This window comes from Roseiterribacter gracilis (assembly GCA_018332375.1).
GTDB classification, from domain to species: Bacteria; Pseudomonadota; Alphaproteobacteria; order BOG-932; family Roseiterribacteraceae; genus Roseiterribacter; species Roseiterribacter gracilis.
The window spans coordinates 3989396-4006351 of the sequence record BOPV01000001.1; the positions used below are offsets into that span (position 1 = coordinate 3989396).

Annotated in this window: 15 protein-coding genes; 8 read left to right on the forward strand and 7 right to left on the reverse strand. The window is 63.6% G+C overall.

What is annotated here, in order from left to right:
* The first annotated feature begins 79 nt into the window (after window positions 1-79).
* Window positions 80-1645 (forward strand): tryptophan halogenase family protein, encoded by a 1566-nt coding sequence (locus tag TMPK1_RS19810; RefSeq protein ID WP_420245271.1) that lies wholly within the window; start codon window positions 80-82, stop codon window positions 1643-1645.
* On the opposite strand, the gene TMPK1_RS19815 is transcribed toward TMPK1_RS19810, so the two are convergent.
* Together TMPK1_RS19815 and TMPK1_RS19820 are read right to left on the reverse strand one after the other, a co-directional pair.
* Window positions 1642-2718 (reverse strand): LacI family DNA-binding transcriptional regulator, encoded by a 1077-nt coding sequence (locus TMPK1_RS19815; protein WP_420245272.1) that lies wholly within the window; start codon window positions 2716-2718, stop codon window positions 1642-1644. The two genes, TMPK1_RS19810 and TMPK1_RS19815, sit on opposite strands and share 4 nt — an antisense overlap.
* A gap of 8 nt (window positions 2719-2726) precedes the next feature.
* Window positions 2727-4142: an MFS transporter gene (locus TMPK1_RS19820; RefSeq protein ID WP_420245274.1), complete on the reverse strand. Its 1416-nt coding sequence runs from the start codon at window positions 4140-4142 to the stop codon at window positions 2727-2729.
* A 227-nt stretch (window positions 4143-4369) separates the two neighbouring features.
* On the opposite strand from TMPK1_RS19820, the gene TMPK1_RS19825 reads away from it, so the two are divergent.
* The 6 genes from TMPK1_RS19825 (at window position 4370) to TMPK1_RS19850 (ending at window position 10488) form a co-directional block, all read left to right on the forward strand.
* Window positions 4370-6901 carry a glycoside hydrolase family 3 protein gene (locus TMPK1_RS19825; protein ID WP_420245276.1) on the forward strand — a complete coding sequence of 844 codons (2532 nt, stop codon included), beginning with the start codon at window positions 4370-4372 and terminating at the stop codon, window positions 6899-6901.
* Window position 6902: 1 nt separating this feature from the next.
* A complete protein-coding gene (gene xylE / locus TMPK1_RS19830; RefSeq protein WP_420245278.1) occupies window positions 6903-8303 on the forward strand; it encodes a D-xylose transporter XylE in 1401 nt (466 codons plus the stop codon).
* Window positions 8304-8342: 39 nt separating this feature from the next.
* Window positions 8343-9485: a 2-methylaconitate cis-trans isomerase PrpF family protein gene (locus TMPK1_RS19835; protein WP_420245279.1), complete on the forward strand. Its 1143-nt coding sequence runs from the start codon at window positions 8343-8345 to the stop codon at window positions 9483-9485.
* Between the two features lie 302 nt (window positions 9486-9787).
* Window positions 9788-10000 carry a cold-shock protein gene (locus TMPK1_RS19840; RefSeq protein WP_420245280.1) on the forward strand — a complete coding sequence of 71 codons (213 nt, stop codon included), beginning with the start codon at window positions 9788-9790 and terminating at the stop codon, window positions 9998-10000.
* The gene (locus TMPK1_RS19845) at window positions 9997-10254 is read left to right on the forward strand and encodes a hypothetical protein (RefSeq protein ID WP_420245281.1); all 258 of its coding nucleotides are present in this window, start codon (window positions 9997-9999) and stop codon (window positions 10252-10254) included. Before TMPK1_RS19840 ends, TMPK1_RS19845 begins: the two co-directional genes overlap by 4 nt.
* Before the next feature lie 105 nt (window positions 10255-10359).
* On the forward strand, window positions 10360-10488 hold the full coding sequence (locus TMPK1_RS19850; protein WP_420245283.1) for a hypothetical protein: 129 nt from the start codon (window positions 10360-10362) through the stop codon (window positions 10486-10488).
* A gap of 21 nt (window positions 10489-10509) precedes the next feature.
* Here TMPK1_RS19850 and TMPK1_RS19855 read toward each other — a convergent pair whose 3' ends face one another.
* Window positions 10510-10836: a carboxymuconolactone decarboxylase family protein gene (locus TMPK1_RS19855; protein ID WP_420245285.1), complete on the reverse strand. Its 327-nt coding sequence runs from the start codon at window positions 10834-10836 to the stop codon at window positions 10510-10512.
* Window positions 10833-11129: a hypothetical protein gene (locus tag TMPK1_RS19860; RefSeq protein WP_420245286.1), complete on the reverse strand. Its 297-nt coding sequence runs from the start codon at window positions 11127-11129 to the stop codon at window positions 10833-10835. The genes TMPK1_RS19855 and TMPK1_RS19860 overlap by 4 nt, the downstream gene beginning before the upstream one ends.
* Between TMPK1_RS19860 and TMPK1_RS19865 the strand changes: the two genes are divergently transcribed.
* Complete coding sequence (locus TMPK1_RS19865; RefSeq protein ID WP_420245288.1) at window positions 11128-11388, forward strand: KTSC domain-containing protein; 261 nt, start codon at window positions 11128-11130, stop codon at window positions 11386-11388. The genes TMPK1_RS19860 and TMPK1_RS19865 overlap by 2 nt on opposite strands.
* Here TMPK1_RS19865 and TMPK1_RS19870 read toward each other — a convergent pair.
* Genes TMPK1_RS19870 through TMPK1_RS19880 form a run of 3 tightly spaced genes read right to left on the reverse strand, consistent with a single transcriptional unit; the run spans window position 11381 to window position 16952 of the window.
* Window positions 11381-14482, reverse strand: a complete 3102-nt coding sequence (locus tag TMPK1_RS19870; protein ID WP_420245289.1) for an error-prone DNA polymerase — start codon at window positions 14480-14482, stop codon at window positions 11381-11383. The two genes, TMPK1_RS19865 and TMPK1_RS19870, sit on opposite strands and share 8 nt — an antisense overlap.
* Window positions 14479-16101 carry a Y-family DNA polymerase gene (locus TMPK1_RS19875; RefSeq protein WP_420245291.1) on the reverse strand — a complete coding sequence of 541 codons (1623 nt, stop codon included), beginning with the start codon at window positions 16099-16101 and terminating at the stop codon, window positions 14479-14481. The genes TMPK1_RS19870 and TMPK1_RS19875 overlap by 4 nt, the downstream gene beginning before the upstream one ends.
* Window positions 16101-16952 (reverse strand): ImuA family protein, encoded by an 852-nt coding sequence (locus TMPK1_RS19880; RefSeq protein ID WP_420245293.1) that lies wholly within the window; start codon window positions 16950-16952, stop codon window positions 16101-16103. The genes TMPK1_RS19875 and TMPK1_RS19880 overlap by 1 nt, the downstream gene beginning before the upstream one ends.
* Window positions 16953-16956: the final 4 nt, after the last annotated feature.

Here is a 16956-nt window from a genome sequence, read left to right on the forward strand (position 1 = left end):
ACAGCGTAATCAGACAACGCTATCCGGCGCCAGCTCTTCGTGGCAGGCTTCGTCAAAAGCAGGCCGCTGGGAGGAAGAAATGGCGCGAATACAGAAGATTCTGATCGTCGGCGGCGGCACCGCGGGCTGGCTGACCGCCTGTTATCTGGCCAAGACGCTGGGCGCCGGGCGGCCCGGCGCGATCGGGATCAAGCTGGTCGAGTCGCGCGACATCGGCATTCTTGGAGTCGGCGAGGGGACTTGGCCGACCATCCGCGCCACCTTGGCTGCGATCGGCATTGATGAAGCGCGCTTCATCCGCGAAAGCACCGCCACCTTCAAACAAGGCGTTCACTTCGCGCACTGGGCGCGCGCAGCCGGCAGTGCCGGCGCCGACCATTATTTTCATCCGTTCAATCAGCCCAGCTACAAAGGCGACGGTCTGCATCTGCTGCCTTATTGGCTGCTCGGCGCCGCGGGCGACGTGCCGTTCGCCGAAGCGGCCACGATGCAAAAGCGCGTCGTCGACGCGTCGCGCGCGCCGAAACGCTTTGGCGACGCCGACTATCAAGGTCCGATGAACTATGCCTTTCACTTCGACGCGTCGAAGTTTGCCGCGCTGCTCAGCGCGCATGGGAAAAGCCTGGGCGTCGAGCATGACTATGTGAATGTGCGCGACGTCGAACTCGACGAGCAGGGCGCGATTGCGGGCATTGTGACCGAAGAGGCCGGCACCCTGCACGCCGATCTCTATATTGATTGCAGCGGCTTTCGCGCCTTGCTGATCGGCAAGGCGCTGGGCAGCGCGTTTCGCGACGTCAACGACACGCTGTTCGCCGATCGCGCGCTGGCGCTGCAAGTGCCGTACGACCGGCCGGACGCGCCGATCGCTTCTTGCACGATCGCGACCGGACACGAAGCGGGTTGGACCTGGGATATTGGCCTGCATGAACGGCGCGGCACCGGCTATGTTTATTCCAGTCGCCACACTGACGATGCACGCGCCGAAGAAATCTTGCGCGCTTATGTCGGCAACGTGGGTGAGGGGCTGACCCCGCGCCTGCTCAAATTCCGCACCGGCTATCGCGAGACGCAATGGATCAAAAATTGCGTCGCGGTCGGCCTGTCGGCGGGCTTTCTCGAACCGTTGGAATCAACCGGCATCGGCCTGATCGAAATGGCCGCCTATCTGATCGGGCACCTGTTTCCATTCGACGGCGATACGACGCGCGTTGCGGCCGAGTTCAACGCGCAAATGACCGGCCGCTTCGAACGCGTCGTTGATTTCTTGAAGCTGCATTATTGTTTGAGTCAGCGCAGCGAGCCATTCTGGCGCGACAATGTCGATCCGGCGACGATTCCCGCGACGTTGCAGGACAAGCTGGCGATGTGGCGTTGCCGGCCGCCGCACCGGCTCGACTTCATCAACGATCTTGAGATGTTTCCGCCGTCGAGCTGGCAGTTCGTGCTGTACGGGATGGAGTTCAAAACCGAGCTCGCTCCCGCGCGCACCGCGTTCCCGCAATTCGATGCGGCGCGACAGGAATTCCACACGCTGCGCCAGGTGACGGGCCATGCGGTCAACGATCTGCCGCCGCATCGCGCCTATATCGATCACGTCATCCGCCACGGCGCGCTGCCGCAGCGTGCGCGGGTCGCGGTCTAGCGCGCCTTCTTCGTCGCGGCTTTCTTCGCCGCAGCTGCTTGCGCCGGCGCGACCGAAGTCGATTGACGCAGAATGATTTCGTAGGGCAGCACGCGGTGCGGCGCCGGCGATGTCGATGCCGCTTGTCCGCGCTGCGCGAAGGCCGCGAACAGAATGTCGGCCGCCGCTTCGCCCATTTCGCGCACCGGATGACGCACCGTGGTCAGCGCCGGTGACAGCATCTGCGCCATCGGCGTGTCGTCGAAACCCACGATCGACAGATCGCGCGGCAAAGTCAGACCTTGCTCGACCGCAACCGCGATCACCGCCGCCGCCATTTCGTCGTTGCTGGCGAAGATCGCGGTGGGCCGGTCGTCGCGCGCCAGCAAACGTCGCGCACACGGAACCGCCGAGGCGTAGGTAAAGCGGCCTTTCTCGAGTAGGTCGGACTCGATCTCGACGCCGGCTTCTTCCATCGCGGTACAGAAGCCGGAATAGCGCAGTTCGGTTGCCGCGTGGTTGGGCGAGCCTTTGATGAAGCCAATGCGGCGATGGCCTAGCGACAACAAATGCTGGGTTAGCTTGACCGCCGCTTCGCGTTCGTCGATGCGCACCGACGGCGACGCGTCGCTTTCCCGTTGCGGCGTGATGCGCACATGCGGAATACGGGCGCGCTCCAGCACGCGCTGCACGATCTCATTGTCGGTAACCGGCGCGGTCAGCACGACGCCGTCGAGCCGCAGCTGGTGCAGCAAGGTGCTCGACCGTTGCTCGATGTCGGGGCTGCTATAGTCGATTTCTTCGATCAGCAGATGATAGCCATGCTCGCGGCAGCGATTGAGCAGGCCGGCCTGAATGTCGGACGTGTAGGTGCCGCTGGGATCGCCATAGAGATGCGCGATCAGGAACGACCGGTCGCCGGCCAGGCTGCGCGCCGACAGGTTGGGATGAAAGCCCAGCTCTGCCACCGCCTTGCGCACGCGCGTCTGCATGTCTTCGGTGACGTAGCGCTCGCCATTGATGACGCGCGACACGGTTTTGATCGAAACGTTGGCGAGCCGCGCTACGTCGGTGATGGTCGGTTTGCGGTCCATGCCCTCAGTCATTTGCTTCGTGCGCCGATCGGGCTTGCCCGTCGGACATAGAGTGGGTCGGTCGGCATCCGCAAGAAGAACAGAACCAGTGCCGATGCGGTCAGGCACAAGATCGGTAGCAGACACATGATCGTGCGCAAGCCGCGCAGCGTCGCATCGCTTTGTGCTGCATCGGCGACGAGACCGATTTCGCCCAGCAAAACCCCAAGCAGCATGGCGCTGGCGCCGACCGTGACTTTCTGCAGGAACGACCACAGGCCGAAGACTTTGGCTTCGTCGCGCCGGCCGAATCGCCGCCCATGTTCGTCGACCACGTCGGGCAGCAGCGACCAGATGCAGACTGCGTGCGCGCCGCTGCCGGCTGAGATGACGACCAGAACCAGCACGGCGAGCGCGAACATGTCGCGCGGCACGAGATAGAGGCTGAATAGGCCGGCGATCATCACCGCCGAGCCGGCAATCCAGGCAGCCCGCTTGCCGTAGCGATGGATCACCTGCACCCACAACGGGATGACGATCAAATTGGCCAGCGCGCACAGCGGCAGGATGTATTGCAGCATGTCGAGCCGCGCGAATTCGTATTTCAGCAGATAGACCAGATTCTTGTGAAAGAAGGTCAGCGCGATCGAGAACAATGCCAAGGCGGCCAGCACGCGCAGCAAGACGCGGCTATGACGTGCAATATGGAAAAAGCCGCGCGCGTCCTGCAGCAGATCGCGCCAGGTTCCCAGACCGCTGCGTTCGGTGCCGCTGTGTTTGGCTTCGCTGGTTCCGAAGAAGCACAAAAGAAACACCGCGACCGACAAGGCGCCGATACAGGCAGCGGCGGTGCGATAGCCGACGGCCGTGTCATCGCCGCCAAATTTCTGCACCAGCACTGGCAACAGGAAGGTGACGGTGAGCGCACCGAGATAGGCGAACTGCATCCGATAGCCGACCATCGAGGTGCGGTCTTCGACATTGGCGGGCATGCGCGCCGACAAGGCCGCATAGGGAATGTTCAGCACCGTATAGGCGGTGCGCAGCGCGATATGCATGACCAGCGCGTACACGATCAGCGCTGCACCGGAAAAACCCGGATGCGAGAAGGCAGCGACAAAGGCGCAGGCGAGCGGGATGGCGCCGAACAACAAATACGGACGATAGGAGCCGAAGCGACTGTTGGTGCGATCGGCCAGAATCGCGACCAACGGATCGGCCGCACCGTCCCAGATCGATGCGAGAAAGAAGATCGTGCCCGCCCACCAGGCCGAGATCTTGAAGACGTCGGTATAGAAGTAGAGCAGGAAGAGATTGATCGACTGCCAATAGAGGTTGAGTCCGAAATCGCCGACCGCGAAGCCGAGCTTGCGACGTAGTGCGAGCGGCGCAGGCGACTCGCATGCCGTGTTCGCGTCTTCGCTGCGCCAGTCGCGCGTGGTCATGCAGTGCACCTCGAACAACACGCCGTGACCGGCGCTTGGCCCCGATTGACCGCTAATATGGCAACGTTATCAAGCGCTTCTTTGTGGTGATCCAGCGATCCCGCGGCCCGGCCAGATTGCGACCCGGCCAGATCCTGCGCCTGAGAAATTGACAGCGTTGTCTGAATGGCTCAACCATGACCGCGCACGGCTGTACGGCCGACCAAAAAAGGACAAGGGGGAAGCGCGTGAAGGCGTTGAAAAGGCTGCGTTCCGCGCTGTTGGCTGCGGGCGCGTCGCTGATGGTGTGCGCCGTCGCTTCGGCCGAACCCGGCGCGGTGACGCCGGCCAAATGGCCGTCCCTTCCGCGCCAGAACCTGGCCGGTCCGACCGTTGCGGCGCGGGTCGACCGACTGCTGGCGTCGATGAGCCTTGAAGAAAAAGTCGGCCAGCTGATTCAAGCCGACATTTCGAGCATCAAGCCCGCCGAGCTGCGCGACTATCCGATCGGTTCGATTCTGGCGGGCGGCAATTCCGGTCCCGACGGCGACGATCGCGCACCCGCATCTGCTTGGCTTGCGCTTGCCGACGACTTCTATCGCGTGTCGGTCGAGAAGCGCGCCGGCCATACGCCGATCCCGGTTCTGTTCGGCATCGACGCGGTACACGGCAACAACAACCTGCCCGGTGCGGTGATCTTTCCGCACAATGTCGGCCTTGGCGCTGCGCACGATCCCGCCTTGCTGCGCCGGATTGCCGAAGTCACGGCCGATGAAGTTGCGATCGGCGGCGCCGATTGGGCCTTTGCGCCGACCTTGGCGGTGGTGCGCGATGTGCGCTGGGGGCGCAGCTACGAAAGTTACGGCGAAGAGCCGTCGCTGGTTCGTTCCTACGCCGCTTCGATCGTCGAAGGATTGCAGGGCAAGCGCGGCAGCAAAGATTTCATGGGGCCGCACCGCACGATCGCCACGCCCAAACATTTCGTCGGCGATGGCGGCACCAACGAAGGGCGCGATCAGGACGATTGCAAAGTCGACGAACAGACCTTGATCGACATCCACGCCGCCGGCTACGTGCCAGCGATCAAAGCAGGCGCGCTGACTGTGATGGCGTCGTTCAGCAGCTGGAACGGCGTCAAGATGGTGGCCAACAAAGGCCTCATCACCGACGTGCTCAAAGGCCGGCTCGGCTTTGACGGAATCGTGGTGAGTGATTGGAACGCGCACAGCCAGGTTCCCGGCTGCACCAAATATAGCTGCGCCGCTGCGATCAATGCCGGCATCGACATGTTGATGGCGCCCGATGGCTGGAAGCGTTTGTTCCAGAACACGCTCGCCCAAGTGCGCGCCGGCGAAATTCCGATGGCGCGCATCGACGATGCAGTGCGGCGTGTCTTGACGGTGAAGATCCTGTCGGGCGCGTTCGATCGTGGTTTGCCGTCACAACGTCCGGCGGCAGGCAAGTTCGCTGCACTGGCCGGTGCCGATCATCGCGCCGTCGCGCGCGAAGCCGTGCGCAAATCGCTGGTGCTGTTGAAAAACGAACGCAACCTTCTGCCGCTGCAGGCCAAGAGCAACGTGCTGATTGCGGGCGACGGCGCCGACAACATCGCCAAGCAAAGCGGCGGCTGGACGATTTCGTGGCAAGGCACTGGCAGCACCAACCGCGACTTTCCGCAGGGCATGTCGATCTATGCCGGCTTGCAGCAGGCGATCGAATCCGGCGGTGGGCGCGTCGAATTGAGCGCCGATGGAAGTTTTCAGACCAAGCCCGACGTCGCGATCGTCGTGATTGGCGAAGATCCCTATGCCGAATTCCAAGGCGATCTCGACACGCTGGAATATGTCTCCAGCAACGAGAACGAGTTGGCGATGCTGCGCAAGTTGAAGGCGCAGAATATTCCGGTCGTCACCGTGTTTCTGTCGGGCCGTCCGCTATGGACCAACCCGCAACTGAATCTCGCCGATGCATTTGTCGCGGCGTGGTTGCCCGGCACCGAAGGCGGCGGCATCGCCGATCTTCTCGTTCGCGCGCCGGACGGTGCCGTGCGGCACGACTTCACCGGCAAGCTCAGCTTCTCGTGGCCGCGCACCGGCCTGCAAGACGGCAAGCATCGCGGCGATGCGGGCTACGATCCGTTGTTCCCGGTTGGCTATGGGCTTTCCTACAAGCAGGGCGCGCGCGTTGCGGCGTTGTCGGAAGAGTCGGGCGTGCCCGCAGCCGCGCGCATCAACCGCAATATCTATTTCCGCCAGGGGCGCGCCGCCGGTGCCTGGTCGCTCTATACGAGCGACGCGCAGGGTGCCGAACGCGTCACCGCCACACGCCAGACCAGCCCGCGCAAAATTGTCGATGTGCGTTCGGTCGACGTCGCACAACAGGAAGACGCCAAACACGTAACGTGGAATGGCGCCGGCGAAGGATCGATCCGGATCGAAGGCCGGCCGGTCGATCTGCGGCGCCAGTCGAATGGCGATATGGCGGTGTCGCTGCGCTTCCGCGTCGACGCGACGCCGACCGATCGCGTCAAATGGACGGTGAATTGCGGCAAGGATTGCGGTGCCGCGACCGACGTCACCGACGTGCTGCGCGCAGCCACGCCGGGCGCGTGGACGACGCTCAAAGTCAAGCTCGCCTGTTTCGCCGATGCAGGTGCCGACATGCAGACGGTCGAACGTCCGATCGAACTTGTGACGTCGGGCAAGCTGGAATTGACCTTCACCGACATACGGCTCGACAGCAACACGGGCGATGCAATCTGCCCGGGCAGCGGAGGCTGATATGCAGGCGAACGGCTACGCGACGCGCATTGCGCTGGTCGCGACATTGGGTGGGCTGCTGTTCGGCTACGACACTGCGGTGATCTCGGGTGCGATCGGTGCGCTCGAAGCCAACTTCATCGCACCGCAAGGGCTGAGCGAAACAGCCCGCAACAGCCTGACCGGCTTCACCGTGTCGAGCGCGCTGATCGGGTGCATCCTGGGCGGCATCGTCGCCGGTTGGGTTGCCGATCATTGGGGCCGCCGTCGCGGTCTGATCGTTGCCGCGGTGCTGTTCCTGATCTGCTCGATCGGATCGGCCTATCCCGAACTTGGTCTCGGTGTGTCGGGTCCCGATGCGCTGACGCCGTTCAACGTCTATCGTGTCATCGGCGGTATCGGTGTCGGCATCGCGTCGATGTTGTCGCCGCTCTACATTGCCGAAGTGGCCCCGCGCGAGAAACGCGGCCAGTTGGTTTCGTACAACCAGATGGCGATCGTGCTGGGCATCTTCGGCGTCTACTTCGTCAACTACGCGATCGCGCGCGGCGGCGACCAGACATGGCTCTACAGCCACGGCTGGCGCTACATGTTTTTGTCGGAAGCGGTCCCATCGCTGGCTTTCCTCGTCTTCCTGTTCAGCGTGCCGGAAACGCCGCGCTACTTGGTGATGAAAGGCCGGGATGCCGAAGCGAAGATCCTGCTCGACCGGATCGAAGGTCCGGCTGCGTCGAACGGCGTTCTGACCGACATCCGTGGCAGTCTGGTCCAGCACAGCGACAAGCTGCTGTCGTACGGTTGGCTGGTCGTTATCGCGGGTATCTTGCTGTCGGTGTTTCAGCAGACGATCGGCATCAATGCGGTGCTCTATTACGCACCGTTGATGTTCCAGAATATGGGCTGGAGCGGCGACGTCGCGTTTCTGCAGACCGCGATCGTCGGTGCGGCCAACGTGCTGTTCACCATCGTTGCGATCTTCACCGTCGATCGCTGGGGCCGCAAACCGCTGATGCTGTGGGGCGCGGCGCTGATGGCCGCGGCGATGCTCGCGCTCGGTTTCATGTTCGCGTCGAACACGCTCGGTAGCGCGGCGCTGTTCGTGGTGATCGCCTATATCGCGGGCTTCGCCTTCTCGTGGGGGCCGGTGACCTGGGTGTTGCTGTCCGAGATGTTCCCCAACGCGATTAAGGGCAAGGCGATGGGCGTCGCAGTTGCGGCGCAATGGATTGCCAATCTGATCGTGTCCTGGTCGTTCAAAGTGCTGGACGGCAACAGCGAGCTGAACGCGCTGTTCAATCACGGCTTCTGCTACTGGATGTACGGCGCGATGAGCATTCTCGCGGGTCTGTTCGTGTGGAAATATGTGCCCGAGACCAAAGGCCGCTCGCTCGAAGAGATGGAGCGTCTCTGGAAGCGCGCCTGATTTGTTGAAGCGGCGCGGGGAGAGGCGTAGGGACAGGACATGGCCCTACGCGCGACCCGCGCCGTGTTCATGCGCGGCGGCACCAGCAAAGCAGTGATGTTCCATGCGGCAGATTTGCCGCCGAACCGCGCCGATTGGGCACCGATCTTTCTTGGCTGTATGGGATCGCCGGATCCGAACGGTCGCCAGCTCGACGGAATGGGCGGCGGCGTGTCGTCGCTGTCGAAGATCTGCATCATCGGTCCGCCCAGCCGCAGCGACGCCGACGTCGATTACACCTTCGCGCAGATTCCGATCACCGGCACCGACATCGACTATTCCGGCAATTGCGGAAACATGTCGTCGGCGATCGGGCCGTTCGCAGTCGATGAGGGACTCGTTGCAGTACCACGCGATGGCAACGCGACCGTGCGCATCCACAATACCAACACCAGCAAGATCATCGTCGCGCATTTCCCCGTCGTCGATGGGCGCGCGGCAGTCACCGGCGATTTCGCCCTCGACGGTGTCGCGGGCACGGCAGCGCCGATCCGGCTCGACTTCACCGATCCGGCCGGCAGCAAGACGGGCAAGTTGTTGCCGACCGGCAATGTCGTCGATCTGCTCGATGTGCCGGGCCTGGGAAAGATCCGCGCCAGCCTGATCGACGCCGCCAATCCCGGCGTGCATCTCGCAGCCGCCGACATCGGTCTCACCGGCCTGGAACTGCCGCACGAGTTGGAGCGCAACACGGCGCTGGTGGCGCAGCTGGAAGCGTTGCGGCAGGTCGCAGCGGTTGCGATGGGGTTCGCGCCTGATCTCGACGCCGCCAAGCGAATGGCGAGCATTCCGAAAGTGGTTTTGCTGTCGGCGCCGCAAGACAGTCCGACCTTGTCGGGGCAGAGTTTGCCCGCATCGTCGATCGACATTCTCGCACGCACCATCTCGGTCGGTCAGCCGCATCGCGCGATCCCGTTGACGGGTGCCTTGTGTCTGGCGGTCGGTTGTCGCGTGCCGGGCAGCGTCGCGCACAGTCTAGTACGTGCGAGTGAGTCCTCACTTCGCATCGGTCATCCGTCGGGGGTGATTGTTGTGGCGGCCGATACGCAGCTTCGTGCAGACGGTTCACTGCACGTCGCAGCTGCAAGCGTATTCCGGACTGCGCGCCGTCTATTTCAGGGTGACGTTCTGACGGCTGGTTGACGCTTGGGGCCGGCGATCATTGATACGTTGCAACGGTCGCTGAACGGCAAGACGCGCGATTGGTTCAGCCTGGGGGCGCCTGCACCCAAGAACCCGTGAGAAATCGGGCGGAAAAGCGCCCTGTGGATGAATTCTTGTATTTTGGCCGGTTTGGGCGCATAGCTGGGCGTCGATAGACGGCCAGACGACGTGGCCTCGCGCGAAGAAATTCTGCGCCGAGCTAAATCTTCTCTCCTGACAACGCGATTTCGACGCCTGCGTTTTCCCGCGGGTTCGCAAACTTTTGTGTGAAAGGGTTTCCCATGACGACGACGGGAACCGTGAAGTGGTTTAACTCGCAAAAGGGCTTTGGCTTCATCGCCCCCGACAACGGCGGCGGCGACGCCTTCGTGCATATCAGCGCCGTTGAGCGTGCTGGCATGAGCGATCTGCGCGAAGGCCAAAAGGTCGAGTTCGAGCTGGTTGCCGATCGCCGGAGCGGCAAGATGGCCGCTGAAAACCTCAAAGCACTGTGAGCAAGATTCTTGCGAACACGGAGACCGGCAGCAGTGCTGCCGGTCTCAACTCGCCCAAGCCCCGCAACTACGTCGAAATGCGCGTTCGTCGTCGTGACGGCGCGATTGCCGACCTTGCTCCGGTGCTGGCACCGGAAGAAGTGACTGCCCAGGTTGTTCAGCCGGCACCGCAGGCGCCGCGTCCTGCATCGCCGCAGGCCAAGCGCAATCTGCGCGGCATGGTTCTGACCAGCTTCTCGCCGCTGGAACGCTAAAATACGCGACTGACTGCGGCCAACCCATGTTGGCCGGAGTCGATTTTGATGGGTTCGGTCGCCATCGTTCTACCAACCGCACGGACTCCGTGCGCAGGAGACGTGATGGCCAAAGGACAAAAGCGCAGCACGCGCGAACTCAAAAAGCCGAAGAAGAACAAAGACGCCGCGAGCGCAGCAGCGCCGTCGCCCTTCAAAGGCTCGACGACACCACCGCCGTCCAAGAAGAAGTAGCGCGCTCGAAGCGCGCGCTTCTTATCCCCCGACTTCGTCGTACACGCGCTGCGCGATGGCGACGGCCGAGCTTGCCGTCGGCCAGCCGGCGTAAAATGCCATGTGCGTGATCACTTCGCCCAGCTCGTCGCGCGTGACGCCGTTTTCCAGTGCGCGTTTCAGATGAAACGGCAGCTCGTTGATGCGGTACATCGCGATCAGCGACGCGACCGTGATCAGGCTGCGATCGCGCGGCGACAGGCCCGGCCGCTGCCACACGTCGCCGAACAACACGTCGTCGCTATATTGCGCCAATCCGGGAGCGACTTTCCCGAAGGCTTGCTGCGCTGGTGTCGGCTTGTCGGTCATGTGCGGTCTTTCGGTTGGCGTGGTTCGGCTACATACAGCCATGTCAGACGATCATCATAGAAGCCCAGCAGCGACGGCGTATGGCTGCCGCAGCCGGGCTTTTCTTTTGTGCCCTGGCAAAAGAATTTCTCCGCGACCGCAGCGAAATCAGTCCGGGGCGGGAAGCGACGCTGCAACTTGCGCACGCTGACCGGCGCGACACGTCCGCAGGTGCAATAGGCGGTCACCCTGTCGCCAGGGAGCAACTGTCCCACCATCGTCAATTGGCGGGGCCGACGATGCAGTTCGGGCATGTGCGTGCTTTCGGATCAGATGCGCGGCGTCGTGTGTTGGTTCGGCATGGACATGCAAATCATCGAGTCCGAAAGCCTCGCTGCTGTCGGATATGACCCTGCAAGATTGCTGCTGCGACTGCAGTTTCGTGCCGGCGGTCTCTATGAATATGACGGCGTGCCGCAACGTATCTGGCGTGAGCTGATGCGCGCCGAGTCCAAAGGGCGCTATTTCATCGATGAGATCCGCGGGCGCTATCCGTATCATCGCGTCACTTGAAGTCGCGCGAGCGCGGCATCAGCGAGTCATTGGCTGGCGCCAGCCCGTGCAGCCGATCGCTGAGATCGAACAATTCTTCGGCGACGACATGCACGACGATGCCTTCGCGTTGCACCTTGCCGCGCACGCCCAACACTTCGCTGCCCAGCAAGACACGGCGATATTGTTCGAACACGCTGGGCCAGACGACCAGATTGGCAATGCCGGTTTCGTCTTCCAGCGTGACGAAGATGACGCCGCTGGCGGTGCCCGGCTGCTGCCGGATCAAGACCAGGCCGGCGACGTGGATGGACTCGCCATCGATCCAGTCGGCGAGTTTCTTGTTCTGCACGTAGCCGTCGCCGGTCAGCGAGCGGCGGAACAGGCCAACCGGATGCGCCTTCAACGACAAGCGCAGATGCGCGTAATCCTGCAGCACCGCCTCACCGATGGTTTCGTCGCGTAGGCGTGCAGTGGGTTCGACCCGTTCAGCTTCGAGCGCAGTCTGCGCGCCGCGATCGAACCCTTGCGCGCGCCATAGCGCGTCACGGCGCGAGCGCTGCATCGACCCGAACGCATCGGCTTTGGCCAGCGCATTGATCGTGCGCGTCGTCACGGTCGGAATCCGGCGCAGCTGTTCGACCCGTTCGAACGGGCCCATGCGCGCCCGGACCGCCATGATGGTTTCGGCTTCTTGTTTGCTGACGCCTTTGGCCTGGCGCATGCCGAGACGCAGCGCGAGATATTTTCCACTGGATGGTTCGAGCGTGCAGTCCCAGTCGCTGTGATTGACGTCGACGGGGCGGATTTCGACGCCATGTTCGCGCGCGTCGCGCACCAACTGCGCCGGCGCGTAGAACCCCATCGGCAGACTGTTCAGCAAGGCCGCCCCGAACACGTCGGGATGGTGGCATTTCATCCAGGCCGAGACATAGACCAGCAACGCGAAGGAGGCGGCGTGGCTTTCGGGAAAGCCGTAATCGCCGAACCCCTCGATTTGCGCGAAACAATTCTGCGCGAAGTCCAGCTCGTAGCCATTGTCGACCATGCCGGTGATGAAGCGTTTTTTCAGCGTATGGATCGTGCCCGTATGCCGGAACGTCGCCATCGCACGGCGCAGCTGGTTGGCTTCCGAGCCGGTGAATTTCGCGGCCACCATCGCGATCTTCATCGCCTGTTCCTGGAACAGCGGTACGCCGCAGGTTTTGTGCAGCACCTCGCGCAGCTCTTCTTTTGGGTAGGTCACCGGCTCCAGGCCCGAGCGACGGCGCAGATAGGGATGCACCATGTCGCCCTGGATCGGACCCGGCCGCACGATCGCGACTTCGACGACGAGGTCGTAGAAAGTCTCGGGTTTCAGGCGCGGCAGCATCGACATCTGCGCGCGGCTTTCGACCTGAAACACGCCGACCGAGTCGGCCCGCTGTAGCATCTCGTAGGTTTCTCGGTCGCCGTCTTCGATGTCGCCGAGTTGCAGCGGCAGGTTCTTATGCCGCGCCAGCAGATCGAGCCCTTTGCGCAGACAGGTCAGCATGCCCAGCGCCAGCACGTCGATTTTGAGCAGGCCGACTGAATCGAGATCGTCCTTGTCCCATTCGATGACGGTACGATCGTCCATCGCTGCGTTTTCGATCGGCACGGTTTCGTGCAGCGGACCGGCGCTGATCACGAAGCCGCCAACATGCTGCGACAGGTGCCGTGGAAACCCCAGCAGCGCGCGCGTCAGCGCAAGCGTGGCACGGATGGTTGGCTCTTCCGGGTCGAGTCCGGCTTCGCGCACATAATCGTCCTGCACGCCGTCGCGGCCCCAGCCCCACAGCGTTTGCGCCAGTCGATCGACGACATCTTGGCTTAAACCCATCGCTTTCCCGACGTCGCGAATGGCGCTCCGTGGACGATAGGTGATCAAGGTCGCGGTCAGCGCGGCCCGGTCGCGCGTGTACTTCTTGTAGATGTACTGGATGACTTCTTCGCGCCGCTCATGTTCGAAATCGACGTCGATATCGGGCGGCTCTTTGCGTTCGGGCGACACGAACCGTTCGAACAGCGTGTCGACCATGTCCGGACTGACCGCGGTGATGCCGAGGATGTAGCAGACGATCGAATTGGCGGCCGAGCCGCGCCCCTGGCACAGGATCTTCTGCGAGCGTGCAAAATTGACGATGTCGTAGACGGTCAGAAAATACGGCGCGTAGTCGAGCTCGGCGATCAGCTTCAATTCGGTGTTGAGCCGGTCGCGCACTTTGATCGGAACGTCGCCGTGATATTTCTCGGCTGCATGCGTCCAGACGCGTTCTTCGAGATGGAGTTGCGGTGTCAGCCCCTCGGGAACCGGTTCGGCCGGATATTCGTATTTGAGTTCGCCGAGATCGAACGTGCAGCGCTGCGTGATCTCGATCGTATGTTCCAGCGCGCCCGGATGGTTGGCGAAGAGCCGGGCCATTTCGCGTGGGCTTTTGAGGCAACGCTCGGCGTTGGCCTCCAGGCGCGAGCCCGCTTCCTGGATCGTGCATTTCTCGCGGATGCAGGTCAGCACGTCTTGCAGCGGCCGCCGCGCCGGCACGTGATACAGCGTGTCGCCCAGTGCCACGAGCGGCGCGCCGATCGCATCGGCCTGGGTTTGTAGCAGCGCGATGCGCCGCGCATCGTCACCGCGAAACAAATGGCTGGCACCAACGTAGAGCCGATCGTCGAACGCTTCGCGCAACGCGCGCAGATGCGCTTCGAACCCGTCGCCGGGCAGCGCGATCGCGATCAGACCCTCGGCATAGGCCAGCAGATCGTCGCGTGTCAGGTGGCATTGCGCCTTGGGCGCGCGACGCTTGCCGCGCGTAAGCAAGCTGGTCATGCGCCCGTACGCCGCGCGATCGGTCGGGTAGAGCAGCACCGACGGCGCATCGACCAGATCGACGCGACACGCCGAAAGATATTTGAGGTTCAGTTCGCGCGCCGCATCCCAGCCGCGCACGATGCCCGCCACTGTGTTGCGATCGGTGATCGCCAGCCCGTGCAGCCCGATTGCATCAGCCGCGACGACATATTCTGCCGGCGACGCGCCGCCGCGCAGGAAACTGAAATTCGAGGTGACCTGCAGTTCAGCGTAGGCAGGTTTCACGCGAACACACCGTGCAGGTACCAGCGCGTCGGTATGTCCTGTTGGTAGAGGCCGATGCGAAACACCCAATAGCGGCGACCGTCATCGGCCTGCACGCGGTAGTAGTCGCGCAACGACGGGTCGGGCAGGTCGGGCGTCAGATCGTGGTTGATCGCGACCGGCGGCTGATCGTCGTCGTCTTCGTCGACGCGCGACCGCACCGTCAGCAGCAAACGCTCCAGCGCGTCGCCTTGCCCCTTTCCATCTCCGACTGCGCGCCACCATTCCGGTTCGATCCGTTCCGGCCCGTCGGCAGCCAGCACGCGGCGCGTGCGGTTGCGCCAGGTAAAGCGCAGCGGCGGATGGTCGGGCACTTGCGCGATTGCGTCGATCGGTTCGGCCCGCGGCAGCAGCAACAGCGGACGCGGCCCACGCACGGGCCATGTGCGTTTGGGTTGCGCCCCGGTGGCGATGTCGAACTGCATGGCGCGTTCGGGCAGGTGGCTGTCATACGGTGCAGGTCGCAGCACGCGCGACATGCCCAGCCGTGTTTGCAGCCGGTCGATCAACGGGGCGGTGTCGCGCACGCGGTCGCCCAGCAGGCCGCCGGCGCCTAGTTGGTGCGCGGGATTGTGATCGGTGTTGGGTGCCACCAACGACGCCGCATCGATACCGAAGCCGGGATCGACCTTGTCGAGCCGTTCCAGAAACAGACGTTTCAGATGCGGCGCGCTACGCGTTGGTGCAGACGTGTCGATGCGCGTCAGTTGGGTTGTGCCGTCGACGCGAAACCAGGTCAGGTCGAGACGTCGCGCACCGCGCACTTCGCGTTCGAGCTGCACCGACAGCGCGTCGAGCAATTTGTCCAAGGTCGCTTCCAGCGCTTCGCGCGTTGCGATCGGTTCGGCAAAGGCGACACGGGCGCGAAAGCGCGGCACGGCGCGCCGGACCTGACTGGGTGTCGGCGTGCGTCCCAGCGCGGCATCGAGCCGTTGCAGCAGCGCGGGAAACCGGGCGCCGGTGCCGGCGCGCGGCAACGCATCGATCTCGCGCACCTCGCGAATGCCAAGACTGCGCAGCGTTTCGCGCGTTGCTTCGTCGGGCTGCAGCGCCTCGACCGGCAGCTTGCTGAGATGAAGGCGTGACTGACCGCGTGGAATCGACTCGCCGTCGCCCCAACGCACTTGCATCCAGGCGGCGGTGGGCGTGTCGGCAGCGGCTGCACGCGTCGTGAATCCCAAGGCGCGAAACCGGGCTCGCAGATCTTGCAGCAGATGACTCTCGCCGCCGAACAGATGCGCGCAACCGGTCGTATCGAGCGCCAGCCCGTCGGTTCCCTGCGCATAGGCGAACGGCGTCCAGCGTTGTGCCCAAGCGGCAAAGCGCGCCAAGGTCGCGCGGTCCTGTGTCTCGTCGATCCAATCATGTAGCAGCGACGGTTCGATCGCGCGCGCTTCGCTGAGCGGGCGGCCGATCGTAAGTCCGATGCTGCGCGCCTTGGCGTCGAGCGCGGCGATGCGCGGCCCGTGCGCGTGATGTTCGATCAAGACGAACGGCGCATCACTTTCCGCGGGTTTGACGCTGCGGAACCGGTCGATGGCAAAGAACGGAAACCAGACGGCGACGTAACGGCGAGCCATCAGCCGGTTCCGACTTTTCCTCTCCCCTCGGGGAGAGGAAGGGGCCCGCGCGCAACAGCGCGTGGGAAGGTGTGGGGGCTGAATTGGGAAGCATCGTGCTTGTGCGTCCCCTTCACCCCAACCCCCTCCCCGAGGGGAGAGGGCGTGTACAACACGCGGTCGGCTTCGTTCCATTCGAGCAGCATCGAACGGCCGGCGCGGCCACCGCGGCATCGTTCGAGCTCGACGCGCCAACGCGGCGCGCCAATGCCGGACGCATCTTGCGAAGCTGGTTCGGACGTCACGCGGAAGCGCGTCGTCGCCGCGCTGGAACTTGCGACCTTGCTTGCGTCATAGGCGGCAAGCGCAGGTCCGTCACCTTGTTCGGCAGCAAGCAGCAAGCGTCGTTGCGAGGTGAGGTCGGGTGCAACGCCGTCGAGCAGCACGGCGCCCGCGCATGCAGCGCGCAGCGACTCTTCAGCAGCCCACAAGGCGTCGCGTTCTTTCGGCGCTTCGACCAGCAACAGACGATCGGGATCGAATCCGATCTGGCCGAGACCGAACCCGTAGGGCAGGCCAAGCGCGGCATGCGCGAGACGGATCCAGATGATCGGGCCGCGACTGCGACTGCCAAGAATAAGCGCGAGGGCGAGGGGAGCGAGGTCGAGCGGGGCGCCGGTGAATTCGTGCAGACCGGCGCGGGCGAGGCCGCCAGCGGGCAGCCAAGAATCGAGCGCCGGCGCACCTGTCGCAACGACCGTCTCCGCGGCAGAGCCAGCAGATCGGGCGTCGAACGCAGATGCGCCGGCGCGTGCCACCAGCCCGGCCGCCAGGAGGGGGGCGAGTACGGCTTCGAGCCGGTGGCTTTCCATCAAC